This is a genomic window from Agromyces sp. Marseille-Q5079 (assembly GCF_051016555.1).
Lineage (GTDB): Bacteria > Actinomycetota > Actinomycetes > Actinomycetales > Microbacteriaceae > Agromyces.
Map to the genome: position 1 here is coordinate 776,584 of NZ_JBPEJF010000001.1, position 14,111 is coordinate 790,694.

Below are 14,111 nucleotides of genomic sequence, written 5' to 3' on the forward strand. Positions count from 1 at the left end.
GTTCACCCGAGGAAGGCGCAGATGACGCACCAGGATTCCCCCATCCGGGTCTCGAGGCACGAGTGGCGCCTGATCGCGATCCGCACCTGGCACGAGTTCCGCATCAACCAGGCGGCCGACATCGCCTCGGCGCTCACCTACTACGCGGTGCTCACCGTGTTCCCGGCCACGCTGGCCGGCCTCGCGATCCTCGGTGCGTTCGGCACCGCTCGAGACGTGACCCGCGACGTGCTCGCGGTCGTCTCCGACCTCGGCGGCGACTCGATCGTCGGCGCCCTCGGCCAGCCGATCGAGCAACTGCTCGACGCGTCGAACCAGTGGTTCGCGATCATCGTCGGCCTGGCCGGCGCGCTCTGGACCACCTCGGGCTACCTCGGCGTCTTCGGCCGCGGCATGAACCGCATCCTGCACGTCGGCGAGGGCCGGGCGTTCTGGACGTCACGCCCGCTCATGCTCCTCGTCGCCGTCGCGGCCCTCGTGCTCGGCGGCGCGATCGCCCTCCTGCTCCTGCTCAGCGGCCCGATCGCGGATGCCGCCGCACGCACGCTCGGGCTCGACGAGGGCGTGGTCTTCTGGTGGGACCTCGCGAAGATCCCGCTCGTGATCGCCCTGGCGGCGGCGATGCTCGCCCTGCTCTACTGGGCGACGCCGAACGTGCGCCGGCGCAACTTCCGCTGGCTCAGCGTGGGCACGGCCGGGGCACTCCTCGCCTGGGCGATCGCGACGGTGCTGTTCGGCTGGTACGCCCTCAGTTTCGGCACGTACGAGCGCAACTACGGCGTGCTCGGCGTGGCCGTGGCGTTCATGCTCTGGTTCTGGCTGTCGAACCTCGCGATCATGTTCGGCGCGGTGCTCGACACCGAGGTCGAGCGGGTCAGGCAGCTGCGGTCGGGCATCCCGGCCGAGGAGCACCTGCACCTGCCGCTCCGCGACGACCGGATGATCCGCAAGAACCGCGAGCAGCGCGAGGCGGACATGCGCGCCGCCGCGGAGCTCCGGCCGCCCGCCGACACCGAGACGTTCGTCTAGGCCGCGGGCGCACGATCGGGCACGAGCGGGCACGAGCGGGCACGAGCCCTGGCTACGCCTTGGGCAGCTCCAGCACCGACCCGCGCACGTGGTCGAGCGAGCGGGCGACGGCCCCGAGCGCGACGGCCCGCGTGTCGAGCGAGGAGCGCTCGACCCGTGGCGTCGAGAGCGCGAGAGAGGAGAGCGCCCTGCGCAGGGGCACGAGGAACGCGTCGCCGGCGAGCGCGGCCTCTCCTGACACGACGACGACCTCGGGGTCGACGGTGAGGGCGAGTGCCGCCACGCCCTCGGCGAGGTCCCGTGCGAAGACGGCCACGGCGCCCACGGCCTCGGGGTCGCCGCCCGCGGCGCGCTCGAAGATCTCCTCGATGGCGATGCGCGGCTCGAACGACTCGATCAGGCGGATCGGCGCCGACGCCCAGTCGACCGAATCGAGGCCGCCGATCTCGCCTGCCGCACCGTTGGCCCCGCGCGTGAGCTGCCCGTTCACGATGACGCCGGCACCGATCTGCCGGCCCGCGAGCAGGAAGATCGCGTGCTCGACGCCGACGAGCCGGCCCCATTCGGCCTCGGCGAGGGTCGCGAGCTTCACGTCGTTGTCGAAGTACGTCGCCTCCGACGGGAACGAGCTCTCGATGAGCGAGGGGATGTCGGCGCGCAACCAGCCGGGCACGACGACCGAGTACGCGATGACGCCGTCGGGGCCGACGACGGCCGGCACGCCGAACGTCGTCGCGAGCAGCGGCCGCGCGGGCACGGCCGCGAGTGCGCGGTCGACCACGTCCCGGATCACGGCCCACGCGGTCGCCGCGTCGCCGTGGTCGTCGTAGCGCTGCTCCTCGGAGTGCAACACCGTGCCGCCGAGGTCGGCGACGAGGCAGATCACGGCGTGCGGGCCGACGTCGACGCCCATGAGCAGGCCCGCGTCGGTGTCGAACCGGTAGCGCCGGGCACGTCGACCGACGCGGTTCGAGGCCTCTGGGGCGACATCCTCGACCCAGCCCATGGCCGCGAGCTCGGCGAGCGCCGCCTCGACGGTGGGCCGGGTGAGCCGAACGGATGCCGCGAGCTCGGCGACCGTGAGCGGACGACCCTCGCCGTGCAGCGCGCCGAGCACCTCGCGCGCGTTCATGCTGCGCAGGTTCGCGCCGCCGCTGCCGGCTGTGCGGCTCATGCGCGTGCTCCTCTCGGCGGACACCTCACTCGTCACCTCGGTCGAGGCGGGCTCCCCCATCTTCGCGCGTCCGACGCTCACGCGCCCGGAAGCCCGGCGACGAGCGCCGCGACGTGTCGTTCGCGCTCCTCACGGGTCTCGGGCCGGCCCTGGATGCCGGGCCTGCGCTGCCACGGCCGCGGTCCATCCGCGCGCCGGTACTCGACGCCGATCGCGTCGAGCCGTTCGAGGTGCCGGTCGAGGCGCTCGAGGAAGTCGGCCTCATCACCCCCTGGGCCCGACCACAGCACCTCGGCGATGGCGCACAGGCGCGGGAAGGCGAAGTAGTCGACCGTGCGGGCGGAGTCCATGTACTCGGTCCAGAGGTTCGCCTGGCCGCCGAGCACGTGCTGCGCCGCCGCCTCGTCGAGGCCCTTCGGCACCGGGTCGAAGCGGTACGCGTCGAGCACGGTGATCGGGATGGACACCGGGATCGGCTCGTCCGCGGCATCCGACTGCCGGTAGTCGAGGTAGACGACGTCGTCGGGGCAGGCGACGACGTCGTAGCCGAGTCGCGCGGCGATGGCGGTCGCGGCCGAGCCGCGCCAGGACGTCACGACGGCGTCATCGGCGAGTTCGCCCTCGAGCAGCTCCTCCCAGCCGAAGACGCGCCGACCGCGTTCGGCGAGGCGCTCGGCCATGCGGCCGACGAACCAGGACTGCACGGATGCCTCGTCGGCGAGCCCGAGCTCGCGCATGCGCTGCTGCACGCGAGGGCTCCGCTGCCACTGCACGCGCGGGCACTCGTCGCCGCCGATGCCGATGAACGGGCCGGGGAAGACGTCCATGACCTCGTCGAGGACGTCGAGGAAGAACTGCACCGTCGCCTCCTCGGCGTTCAGCACGTTCTCGTCGATACCCCAGTGCGGCCACACGTCGAGCGGGCCGGGCTCCACGTCCCGCACGCCGAGCTCGGGATACGCGGCGAGCGCGGCCTGCACATGACCGGGCGACTCGATCTCGGGCACGATCGTGACGAACCGGTCGGCCGCGTACGCGACGATCTCGCGCAGGTCGTCCTGCGTGTAGAAGCCACCGTGCGGCCGTCCGTCGAGGGGGCCCTCGGGGTCGGCGCCCACCTGGCTCTCGTGCCGCCACGCGCCGACCCGGGTGAGGCGCGGATACCGGCGGACCTGCATGCGCCACCCCTGGTCGTCGGTCAGGTGCAGGTGCAGGCGGTTCAGCTTGTGCATCGCCATGAGGTCGATGAAGCGCAGCACGTCGTGCTTGGGCATGAAGTGCCGCGCGACGTCGAGCATCGCGCCGCGCCAGCCGAAGCGCGGCTCATCGGCCACCTCGACGGGCGCCACGACCCACCCCGCGCCGTCGACCCTCGCGCGACGGTGGATCGCGGGCGGCAGCAACTGCAGCAGCGACGTGGCGCCGCGGAACACGCCCGCTGCGCCGCCGCCGGCGATCTCGATCCCGTCGGGCTCGACGCGCAGTCGGTACGCCTCATCGCCGAGGTCGGCATCGAGCAAGAGTCGGATGCCGCGCGCCGGCGCCGTGCCCGCGGCATCCGCTCGCGTGACCGGCAGCGGCAACCCGGTCGCGGGTCGCAGCGCGGCGGCGAGCCACTCGGCGACGGAGGCGAGGCCGGGGGGCGCGGCGATCGACACCGTGCGATCGAACCGGAAGCCGTCGGCGCCGGCGTGGCCGCCGATCGGCGTCGAGACGTGCTGCGGGCGGGGGAGGATCATGCGGGTCAGCCCTTCACGGCGCCGGCCGACATGCCCGCGACGAGGTTGCGTTGGATGAAGAGGAAGAAGACGATGACGGGCAGCGAGAACAGCACCGAGCCGGCCATCTGGCCGCCGAAGTCGGTTCCGGCCGTTGGGGTCGTGAACGAGGCGAGCCACACGGGCAGCGTGTACATCGCCTGGTCCTTCATGAAGGTGTAAGCCACGAGGTAGTCGTTCCACGCCGCGATGAACGCGAAGATGCTCGTCGCGATGACGCCGGGCCCGACGAGCGGGAACCACACGCTCACGAGGATGCGCCAGGTGCCCGCGCCGTCCATGCGCGCGGCCTCCTCGATCTCGTCGGGGATGGCGATGAAGAAGCCGCGCATGACCCAGATCGAGAACGGCAGCACCGCGGCGACGTACGCGAGCATGAGCCCGAAGAAGGTGCCGAGCAGCCCGATGGAGTTGAACATGAGGAACGTCGGGATCAGCAGCGCCGTGCCCGGCAGCATCTGCACCGCGAGGATCACGACGAGGATCGCTCGACGACCCCGGAACCGGAACCGCGAGAGCGCCGCCGCCGCGAAGAACCCGAGCACGATCGACATGAGCACCGTGCCCGTCACGACGATCAGGCTGTTGCGGAGGTCGGTGAGGAACCCGGTCTGCGTGACGGCGACGACGAAGTTCTCGAACGACGGGTTGGTCGGCCAGAACAGCGGCGTCGGCGTGAGGATCTCCTCGCGCGGCTTGAACGCCGTGTTCACCATCCAGTAGACCGGGAAGATCCAGACGAGGCAGAAGGCGGCGGCGATGAGGTTGCTCGCCCAGCGCGGACGGCGGCGACGGCGCCCGGTGAGGCGGCTGCCACGGATGCCGCGACCGGCGCCCGCGAGCGCGCCGCGGGCGCCCGGCTCGGCGATCGCGCCCGCGCCGGCGTCGGTGAGGGCGCTCACAGCTCCTCCCCCGATCGCACGAGGTTGCGGATGTAGAGCGCCGTGAGTCCGAGCAGGATCAGCGTCGTGACGACCGAGACCGCCGCGCCGCCGCCGAGGTCGAAGCCGACGAAGGCGGTCTTGTACGTGAAGATGCCGAGCGTCGTGGTGATGTCGTCGGGCCCGCCCTGCGAGATGAGCCAGATCTGGTTGAACACGTTGTAGTCCCAGATGATCGAGAGGATGGTGATGAGCAGCAGCGTCGGCCGCAGGAACACGAGGGTGATCGACCGGTAGATCGTCCACTCGCTCGCGCCGTCGAGCCGGGCGGCCTCGAAGTACTCGGGCGGCACCTGCACCTGGGCGGCGTAGAGGGTCAGCGCGATGAACGGCACCGCCTGCCAGACGATGAGCGCCCAGATGCTCACGGCCGCGAGCACCGGATGCTGCGACCAGGCGATGTCGGTGAGGTCGCCGAAGACGCCGACCTGCGTGAGCATCCAGTTGACGACGCCGTACCCGGGCTGGAAGAGCCAGTTCCACACGAGCGAGGACGCCACGTTCGGCATCGCCCACGCGCAGATCAGCACGACCGTGACGACGTAGCGCATGACCGTGCCGAGTCGGGTCATGAGCTGGGCGACGCCCATGCCGATGGCCACGCTGCCGAGCACCATGGCGAGCGTGAACACGACCGTGCGCACGAGCGACCACCAGAAGTCGGGGTCGGTGAAGATCGCCCGGTACTGCGCGACGCCGACGAACGAGAACGCGCCGGTGAAGAGCGATCGCTGGTCGTAGTCGGTGAACGAGATGAGCACGAGCAGCACGATCGGCGCGAGCGTCACGACCGCCATCACGAGCCCGGCGGGCGTCAGGAGCCAGAGCGGCGCGCGGGTGGCTCCCGCGCGCCGCCACGCCCCGTCACCCGGCGGACGGTGCCGATCCGAAACCCCTCGGTCGTCCCGTCCACCCAATGCCGCGGCATCCGTCACCGCCGCCTCCGGCGCTGTGGCAGCGGCCGCCGTGGCATCTGCGGCTCGTGCCGCCGGCATCCGCACGTCGCTGCTCGTGCCCATCCCCGTCATGCTCAGCCGTTCAGCACGTCGGCGAGGTGCGCGTCGAACTCCTCGGCGGCGTCCTCGACCGACTTCGAGCCCGAGGCGACCGCGCCGAAGAGCTCCGCGATCGACTTGTCGCCCTCGATCGTCGGCCAGTTCGCGGCGGCGGGGGTCGCCTTCGAGACGAGTGCCGCTTGGAAGAAGCCCGCCTGCAGCGGTGAGAGGCCGTCGGCCTGCGCGGCCTCGATGCCCTCGACGCTGTTCGGGATCCAGCCGTCGACGCCGTAGACGTACTCCTCCTGGATCTCGGGGCTGCCGGCGATCTTCGCCCACTGCAGGGCGAGATCCTCGTTCCGGGTCTTCGCCGCGATGCCCCAGACCGATCCGCCGAGCATGGCGGGCTGCTGCTCGCCCGAGAACCCGGGCAGCGGGAACGTACCGAGCATGTCGTCGGTGATCGCGGGGTTCGCCTTCTTGATGCCCGCGATGCCGCCGCCGGTGTTCAGGATCGCCGAGGTCTTGCCGTCGGCGAAGATCTGGTTCTGGTCGGGCGTGATGTTGTCGAGGGTCGCGGATGCCCCGGTCGAGAACGTGTTCTGGAACTCGGCGAAGTTCGTCAGGCCCTCGATGCCCTCGGGCGTCGAGAAGCCGCCGGTCCAGGTGCCATCGTCGGAGGTCGCGATCTCGGCGCCGGCGTCCCACACGAACTGCATGCTCGACTGCCAGTACTGGCCAGGGAAGTAGAAGGGCGAGAAGTCGGCCTCGGTGTGCGCAGCGGCGACGGTGTCGAGCGCCGCGGTGAGCTCCTCGTACGTGGTCGGGATCTCGGTCACGCCGGCATCCGCCCACATCTTCGCGTTGTAGATGACGGCGCGGGTGCCCGCGAAGCCGGGAACCGCGTAGAGGGAGCCGTCGATGCGCGCGGGCTCCTCGAGGCCCGTGAGCCAGGTCGCCCCCTGCATGAGGTCGTCCTCGTACGCGGTCAGGTCGAGCAGGCCGCCGTTGGCCGCGTATCCCGGGACCTGGGTGTTGCCGATGTCGATGACGTCTGGCGGGGTCGCCGTGGCGAGCGCCGTGCTGATCTTCGTGGTGATGCCGTCCCACTGCTGGATCTGCAGGTCGACCTCTGCGCCGGTCTGCTCGGTGAAGGCCTCGTTGATCGCCTCGAGCGTGACGTCCTGGTAGTCGCCCTCCATGACCCAGACGGTGACGGTCTTGCCGTCGCCATCGGTGGTGGGCACGGGCATCGGCCCGGAGTCGGGCCCGGCAGCGCCGGCGTTGCCGGAACAGGCGGTGAAGGTCAGTGCTGCGGCGACGGCGAGGGCGCCGGCCGCGGTGAAACGGGTGGTACGCATGTGATCTCCTCGGTGAGCGGCAGGGGGCCTGCCGGAATGTGACGGCGCGGGGGACGCCGGGTGGAAGAGCGTGGTGCGGCCCGAGATCGCGCTGGGCCAGGGCTGTCTGCGGCCTGGCCGGATCTGGAGTTGATTTAGTAAAGCGTCTTCGAAACTATCCGTCAAGAGGAAGTTCCGGGCGCGCGAAAAGGCCTGTCGAGCCTCGAGAGGAGGAATGACAGGCCGTATTGCGAAATCAGTCTTCATTTGGCGCGGCCCCGGGGTTCGGGGTCCCCGGGGCCGCTTTTGGGTCCGCCTCCTCCGCGTGCGTCGCCGGCACGCGAGGAGACGGAGTCAGTGGTGCACGGAATCCTCGTGCGAGTCTCCGTGCAGTTCGCCGTGGGGAACGGCGTCGCCGCCGGCCTCCGTCGCGGCGAGCGCGGGCGTCGCGAGCGCCGCCACGAGGGCCGCGCCGACGACCATTCCGACCGCCGTCGCAGCGGGCGTCCGAGCCGTTCGCCCACCCCGGGCGGCGGCTTCGGCCGCACCGCGGACGCCCGCGGCATCCGCTCGCCGTTCGCGTCGCGCCCGGAGTGTCGCGGCGGCCCCGAAGGCCACCACGACGAGGAACAGGTCGGCGGCCAGCAGCGGCAGCACCGCGATACCGGCCGCGGGAGCGGCGCCCGAGGCGATGACCGCCCCGGACGCCGCGATCAGCACCAGCGACACGACGAGCGTGCCGCCGGGGGCAGGCACTCGGGCCGCCCGCAGCGCCGCCACGCCCCAGCCGAGGGCGGCGAGGCCGCTCCCGAGGAGCGCGACGGCGGCGGCGGTTCCCCAACCCGAGGCGCCCAGGGCACCGGCGCCCACCGCGGTGAGCACGAGCCCGGCGCCGAGTGCGGCGAACATGGGCCAGCTTCGCGTGAGGTTCGCCAGTGCCGGCACGGCCGGGCTCCCTAGGCCGTCGCCGTGCGGTTCGAGGAGACCGAGCGCTCGGCTCCCACGCCGACTCCGAGCAGCACGAGCGCGCTCGCGAGATGCAGGAAGTGGTCGGCGGTGTTGAGCGCGAGGATGTTCGCCGCGGTGCCCGTCAGGAAGAACCCGACGATGCCGAGCAGCAGGTACGCGGCACCGACGACGGAGTTGGTCGCCTTCGCCGCCCTGGTGCTCGCGATGCCGGCGATGAGCAGCGCCGCGCCGATCAGGAGATGCGCGATGTTGTGCAGGGGGTTGACCTCGAAGATGCCGAGCAGCAGGCCACCCTCGGTGGCGATGAATCCGACGCCGCCGGTGACGGCGAAGCCGAGCAGGCCGACGACGAGGTAGACCGCGCCGAACACGACGCCGACGATGCGGTTGACAGAGCTTCCCATGATGATCCCTCCTCAGGTGCGCAGCGGATGCCGCGGCTGACGTTCGTTCGGTGCGGGGTGCCCCACCGGGCGGTGGAGCACCCCGCGAGAGCCGACTACATCGCCGGCATCAGCACCGTGTCGATGAGGTACACGGTCGCGTTGGCGGTGTGCACGCCACCGCAGATGACCGCCGCGTCGTTGACCATGAGGTCATCGCCGGAGCCGGTCACCTCGACCGTGCCGCCCTGCACGGTCGTCTGGGTGCCGACGACCTCATCGGGCGAGAGCTGGCCGGGCACGACGTGGTACGTCAGGATCGACGTCAGGGTGTCGGCGTCGGTCTTCAGCGACTCGATCGTGGCCGGGTCGATCTTGGCGAACGCGTCGTCGACGGGCGCGAAGACGGTGAACTCGTCGCCGTTCAGCGTGTCGACCAGGTTCACGTCGGGGTTCAGCTCACCGGAGACGGCGGCCGTGAGCGTCGTGAGCATCGGGTTGTTGGATGCCGCGACGGCCACCGGGTCCTCGGACATGCCGGCGACCGAGCCTGCGCCGTCCGGCACGGCTTCGGCGTAGGCGGCGCAACCGGGGCCGACGAGGTCGGCGGCCGGGTCCATGGCCTCTTCGGTGGGAGCGGCGGCCTCTTCGGACATGGTGGGCTCCTCGGACTCGGCCGAGGTGCTGCCGCCCGAGCTGCAGCCCGCGAGGCCGAGCATGGCGACGGCCGTGATCGAGAACACGGCGAGTGCGGTACGGGTGCTGCGGATCGATCGCATCGGATCTCCTCCTTCGTAGTGGCCGGCCCGGAGCGGGTCGACACGAAGGATTCGGAGGGCGTGCGAGATCGGATTGGACGGATGTCGGGCGTCGCCCGAGCCAATCGATTCCGGCGTCCGCTCCGAATACCAGATGACTCCCGAAACGAGGCGCCCCCAGTGACCACCCACCCCGTCGATGCACCGATCGGTGCCGACCATGTCCCCTCCACGTTCGGATGACCCATGCCCTCCTCTCACGAATCGCTCCGCCTCGCAAGGGGCGGCCAGACGGGCATCGCTCTGACATGCTGGGAGACGTGGTCGACGTCGCTGGGCACTCCGGGGAGCACCCTCGCGCGCTCGAGGACCTCCTCGTCGCCACCGCCGCGGGCGACCGCGACGCCTTCTCGCTGCTGTACGACGCGACCGCGGCACGGGTCCTCGGGCTCGTGCGCCGCCTGCTCGTCGATGCGGCACAGGCCGAGGAGGTGACGCAGGACGTGTTCCTCGAGGCATGGCAGACCGCTGCGCGGTTCGAGCCCGAGCGCGGGGCGGCGATCCCCTGGCTGCTGACCCTCGCTCACCGGCGGGCCGTCGACCGGGTGCGGGCATCGCAGTCGGCGCGCGACCGCGATCTCAGGGTCGGCATCCGCGATCTCGACGTCCCCGTCGACGAGGTCGCCGAGGCGGCCGAGATCGCGATCGAGCACGAGCGCATCGCCGAGGCGCTCACCTCGCTGAGCCCCGCACAGCGGGAGTGCATCTCGCTGGCCTACTACGGGGGCTGCACGCAGTCCGAGATCGCGACGAGACTCGAGGTTCCCCTCGGCACGGTGAAGACCCGGCTGCGGGATGGCATGATCCGATTGCGAGACCTACTGGGGGTGACGACATGAACCGAGCCGATGGCCCGACGGGCGACGAGCTGCGCGAGCTGCTCGAGCTCGCACCGGCGTACGCCCTCGACGCCCTCGACGAGGTCGAGCGAGCCCGGTTCGAACGAGCCCTCGCGACCTCGCCCGAGCTGCTGGCCGAGGTCGACTCGTTCCGCGCCATCGCCTCCGGACTCGGCGAGGCCGTCGAGCCCGTCGCTCCCCCGCCGTCCCTCAAGGCGGGCCTCTTCGATCGCCTCGACTCGGCACCCCAGGAACGACGAGCCGAGGGTGGGCGAGCGGATGCTGCCGAGCCGGCCGTTCCGGCTCCGTCCGTGCTCCCCGCGCCGACCGCCGCTGCCACGACTCCGCGTTCCGATGCCCCGCAGACCCGCTCGGGCGACCCGGCGCCGGTCGCCGACCTCGGCGAGCGGCGCGGGCGCCGCCGACTCGCGATCGTGCTGTCGTCGGCCGCGGCCGTCGTGCTGCTCGTCGCGGGCGTCGTCCTCGGCACGAACTGGTTCGGCCCGAACGGATGGGGTGCACAGCTCCAGATGAACACGCTGGCCGCGGCATCCGACGCGCAGGAGACCACCGCACAGGTCGAGGGCGGCGGCGAGGTCACGCTCGTCTCCTCGGTCGATCTCGGTCGCAGCGCGATCATCGCCGACGGGCTGACCGCCCTCGACGACGAGCAGACGTACGAGCTCTGGTACATCGACCAGAACGGCGTCGTCTCCGCGGGCACGTTCGACGTGGCCGGCGACGAGACCTGGCGGATCCTCGAGGGCGACTTCGCGCAGGGCGTCGCGGTCGGCATCACGGTCGAGCCGGCCGGCGGCTCCGAGCAGCCCACCACCGAGCCGGTCGCCGTCATCCAGACCTGACCTCGCGCGCCCCTCCCGACACGCCGCGACACGAGGCTGCACGGCGCGCCTCGACACGTCCGGCTGCGTAAGACTGGTCGGGCCCGCTCGCACGCGGGCCGCGATGGGGGGCATCAGATGACCGGAACTTCGACGACCACGGCGACCGGAACCGAGGAGCGGCGCTCCTGGGCACCCATGGTCGGGCTGTTCCTCGCCCAGGTGCTCATGTCGTTCAACGTGTCGGCGCTGCCGATCTCGCTCGGCGGCATGGTCGAGGACTTCGGGGTACCGCCGACGGTGGCCAGCACGACGATCGTCGTCTACGGCCTCGCGGTCGCCGCCCTGGTGATGACGGGAGCGAAGCTCGGCCAGCGCATCGGGTGGGTGCTCATCTTCCGGTGCGTCCTCGTCGTGTTCGCGGCATCCTCGCTGATCATGATCTTCTCGCCCACCATCGGGTGGGCGATCGCGGGCCAGGCGCTCGCCGGCTCCGCCGCGGCGATCATCGTGCCGGCGCTCGTGGCCCTCATCGCCGAGAACTACCGCGGCACCCAGCAGGCGACGGCCGTGGGATCGCTCGGCTCGGCCAGGGCGTTCTCGGGCATCAGCGCCTTCCTCATCGGCGGCACCCTGGGCACGCTCATCGGCTGGCGCCCGATCTTCTTCATCACGCTCGCGCTGGCGATCGCGGTGTTCGCGCTGAGCTTCGGCCTCCGCTCCGATCGCGGCGACCGCTCCGTGCGCATCGACCTCGTCGCCTCGGTGCTGATCGGTGCGGCGATCGTGCTCCTCACGCTCGGGTTCAACAACCTGAACTCGTGGGGCATCCTGCTCGCGGAGCCCGCGGCGCCGTTCGACGTCATCGGCCTCTCGCCCGCGCCGGTCTTCGTGGTGGTCGGCGTGGTGCTCGGCCAGTGCTTCTTCCTGTGGACGAGACGACGGATGCGTCGCGGCCTCGTGCCGCTCGTCGACCTCGGCGTGCTCCGGCACCCTCGCGAGCGCGCGGCGGTCTACGCGATGTTCATCATCGTCTCGATGGAGGCCGCGGTGAACTTCACCGTGCCGACGTACATCCAGGTGGTCCAGGGTCGCACGCCGTTCGACACCTCGCTCGCGATGATGCCGTTCAACCTCACCGTCTTCATCACGGCCACCCTGATCGTGCGCTTCTACCGGCGGTACAGCCCCCGCACGATCGCGCTGTTCTCGTTCGGGCTCACGACGATCGCCCTGCTCTGGCTCTCGTTCGTCGTGACCAACAACTGGGAGACGCTGCCGACCATCCTCGGCCTCGTGGTCTTCGGCATCGGCCAGGGCGCGCTCGTCACGCTCGTGTTCAACGTGCTCGTCACGTCGGCGCCCAAGTCGCTCGCCGGCGACGTCGGCTCGATCCGCGGCACCACCCAGAACCTCGCCTCCGCCGTCGGCACCGCGGTCATGGGCGCCCTGCTCGTCACGATGCTGACGCTGAACATCGGCAACGCCGTCTCGGAGCATCCCGAGCTGCCCGACGACCTCGTGGCCCAGGTCGACCTCGACGAGGTCAACTTCGTCAGCAACGACGACCTGCGCGCGGTGCTCGACGAGACGACGGCGACGCCCGCCCAGGTCGACGCCGCCGTCGCGCTCAACGAGGAGGAGCGCCTGCACACGCTGCGGCTCGGCTTCCTCATCCTCGCCGGGCTCAGTGCCGTCGCGGCCATCCCGGCCTCGCGGCTGCCGAAGTACCGGCCCGAGGAGATCCCCGACCCGTCGCCGAAGTGAGCCGGCCGACGTCATGACGCGGCCGGAGCCGTCGGGCGGCTCGCTACCAGGGCATCGGACGGTCGCCGCCGCGCTCCGAGTCGTCGGGGAACTCGGGGAGCTCGGTGCCGCCGGCCCGGATGCACAGCCACCGCAGCTCGCCCGTGCTGCCGGGCGTACAGCGCCACGTGCGCCAGACGCCCTGCCCGACGCGCACGACCGATCCGGCGGCGACGTCGATCACGTCGTCGTCGAGCCCCATCTGCCCGGTGCCGCCGAGGAACACGTAGAGCTCCTCGACCCTGGCGTGCCGGTGCCAGTATCCGGCCTCCTCGCCGGGCTCGAGTGCGTTGGCCGTCATGCCGATGTACTGCATCGTCAGCTCGTGGTCGACGACCCGGCGGCCGTCGCGCGAGCTGTCGGGCCGGAACCCGCCGAAGTGCGACCTCCAGTCGTCGAGGCCACCGATGTCCAGTACCTGATATCCGCTCACCAGCGCAGCCTATCGACGCGAAACACACGGGTAACCCCCGTTGCCTACACTTGAGGACGCCGAGGGGGCTCACGGAACACCGAGGGCCCCCGCGGCTTTCGCTCCGATCCCCGCACCACCCCCGGCGGGCCACGAGAGGCCACCACAGATGACCACGAACCACCCCGTCACCGTCTCCATCCGCCGCGAGGTCGACCCCGACCGCATCCCCGAGGTCACCGCCTGGGTTCAGGCGGGCATCAACCGTGCGAACCGCTTCCCCGGCTTCCTCGGCTCGGGCTGGGTGCGCGCCGCCGAGGACTCCGACGTCTGGCACGTGCTGTACCGGTTCTCGAGCGAGCAGACGCTCGACGCGTGGGAGCATTCCGAGGAGCGCACGAGCTGGCTCGCCACCGGCGAGGGCCTCGTCCGGTCGGAGCGCACCCGTCGCCGCACCGGCATCGAGGGCTGGTTCGACGAGCCGCCGACCGGCTCCATCCCGACGATCGATCCCGATGCGGCATCCGACGACGAACTGCCGCCCGCCCCGCCGCGCTGGAAGCAGGCCGTGACGATCTGGCTCGGGTTCTTCCCGGTCAACCTGGTCTTCACCTACCTGGTGACGCCGGTTCCGGGCTGGGGCGACCTGCCGATCTGGCTCCGCGTGCTCGCGACCACCCTCGTGCTCACGCCGATCATGACCTACTGGGTGCTGCCCTTCGTCACGCGCTCGCTGCACACCTGGCTCGCGCCGCGCACGACCTGAGCGGATGCCGCGGCCCGGC

14 protein-coding genes are annotated in these 14,111 nt (G+C 71.3%); 5 read left to right on the forward strand and 9 right to left on the reverse strand.

Annotated features, from left to right (window positions below):
• Positions 1 to 21: 21 nt before the first annotated feature.
• Positions 22 to 1,029: a YihY/virulence factor BrkB family protein gene (locus ACR3IO_RS03520; protein ID WP_434069772.1), complete on the forward strand. Its 1,008-nt coding sequence runs from the start codon at positions 22 to 24 to the stop codon at positions 1,027 to 1,029.
• A gap of 52 nt (positions 1,030 to 1,081) precedes the next feature.
• Here ACR3IO_RS03520 and ACR3IO_RS03525 read toward each other — a convergent pair whose 3' ends face one another.
• The 8 genes from ACR3IO_RS03525 to ACR3IO_RS03560 form a co-directional block, all read right to left on the reverse strand.
• A complete protein-coding gene (locus ACR3IO_RS03525; protein WP_434069773.1) occupies positions 1,082 to 2,203 on the reverse strand; it encodes an ROK family protein in 1,122 nt (373 codons plus the stop codon).
• A gap of 77 nt (positions 2,204 to 2,280) precedes the next feature.
• On the reverse strand, positions 2,281 to 3,942 hold the full coding sequence (locus ACR3IO_RS03530; protein ID WP_434069774.1) for a beta-N-acetylhexosaminidase: 1,662 nt from the start codon (positions 3,940 to 3,942) through the stop codon (positions 2,281 to 2,283).
• Positions 3,943 to 3,947: 5 nt separating this feature from the next.
• Complete coding sequence (locus tag ACR3IO_RS03535) at positions 3,948 to 4,883, reverse strand: carbohydrate ABC transporter permease (protein ID WP_434069775.1); 936 nt, start codon at positions 4,881 to 4,883, stop codon at positions 3,948 to 3,950.
• Positions 4,880 to 5,941, reverse strand: coding sequence for a carbohydrate ABC transporter permease (locus ACR3IO_RS03540; protein ID WP_434069776.1), 1,062 nt, complete (start codon positions 5,939 to 5,941; stop codon positions 4,880 to 4,882). The genes ACR3IO_RS03535 and ACR3IO_RS03540 overlap by 4 nt, the downstream gene beginning before the upstream one ends.
• Positions 5,942 to 5,952: 11 nt before the next feature.
• Positions 5,953 to 7,278: an extracellular solute-binding protein gene (locus ACR3IO_RS03545; RefSeq protein WP_434069777.1), complete on the reverse strand. Its 1,326-nt coding sequence runs from the start codon at positions 7,276 to 7,278 to the stop codon at positions 5,953 to 5,955.
• A gap of 333 nt (positions 7,279 to 7,611) precedes the next feature.
• A complete protein-coding gene (locus ACR3IO_RS03550; RefSeq protein ID WP_434069778.1) occupies positions 7,612 to 8,166 on the reverse strand; it encodes a hypothetical protein in 555 nt (184 codons plus the stop codon).
• Between the two features lie 47 nt (positions 8,167 to 8,213).
• Positions 8,214 to 8,630: a DUF4383 domain-containing protein gene (locus ACR3IO_RS03555; RefSeq protein ID WP_434069779.1), complete on the reverse strand. Its 417-nt coding sequence runs from the start codon at positions 8,628 to 8,630 to the stop codon at positions 8,214 to 8,216.
• Between the two features lie 95 nt (positions 8,631 to 8,725).
• Entirely contained in the window at positions 8,726 to 9,388 is a 663-nt protein-coding gene (locus ACR3IO_RS03560) for a fasciclin domain-containing protein (protein ID WP_434069780.1), read from the reverse strand.
• Between the two features lie 287 nt (positions 9,389 to 9,675).
• Between ACR3IO_RS03560 and sigK the strand changes: the two genes are divergently transcribed.
• From sigK to ACR3IO_RS03575, 3 genes are all read left to right on the forward strand, one after another.
• A complete protein-coding gene (sigK, locus tag ACR3IO_RS03565) occupies positions 9,676 to 10,266 on the forward strand; it encodes an ECF RNA polymerase sigma factor SigK (protein WP_434069781.1) in 591 nt (196 codons plus the stop codon).
• Complete coding sequence (locus ACR3IO_RS03570; RefSeq protein ID WP_434069782.1) at positions 10,263 to 11,129, forward strand: anti-sigma factor; 867 nt, start codon at positions 10,263 to 10,265, stop codon at positions 11,127 to 11,129. Before sigK ends, ACR3IO_RS03570 begins: the two co-directional genes overlap by 4 nt.
• Positions 11,130 to 11,246: 117 nt before the next feature.
• Positions 11,247 to 12,875, forward strand: a complete 1,629-nt coding sequence (locus ACR3IO_RS03575; protein WP_434069783.1) for an MFS transporter — start codon at positions 11,247 to 11,249, stop codon at positions 12,873 to 12,875.
• A 43-nt stretch (positions 12,876 to 12,918) separates the two neighbouring features.
• Here the strand turns inward: ACR3IO_RS03575 and ACR3IO_RS03580 are convergent, their stop codons facing one another.
• Positions 12,919 to 13,347: a cupin domain-containing protein gene (locus ACR3IO_RS03580; protein ID WP_434069784.1), complete on the reverse strand. Its 429-nt coding sequence runs from the start codon at positions 13,345 to 13,347 to the stop codon at positions 12,919 to 12,921.
• A gap of 148 nt (positions 13,348 to 13,495) precedes the next feature.
• Between ACR3IO_RS03580 and ACR3IO_RS03585 the strand changes: the two genes are divergently transcribed.
• On the forward strand, positions 13,496 to 14,092 hold the full coding sequence (locus ACR3IO_RS03585; RefSeq protein ID WP_434069785.1) for an antibiotic biosynthesis monooxygenase: 597 nt from the start codon (positions 13,496 to 13,498) through the stop codon (positions 14,090 to 14,092).
• Positions 14,093 to 14,111: the final 19 nt, after the last annotated feature.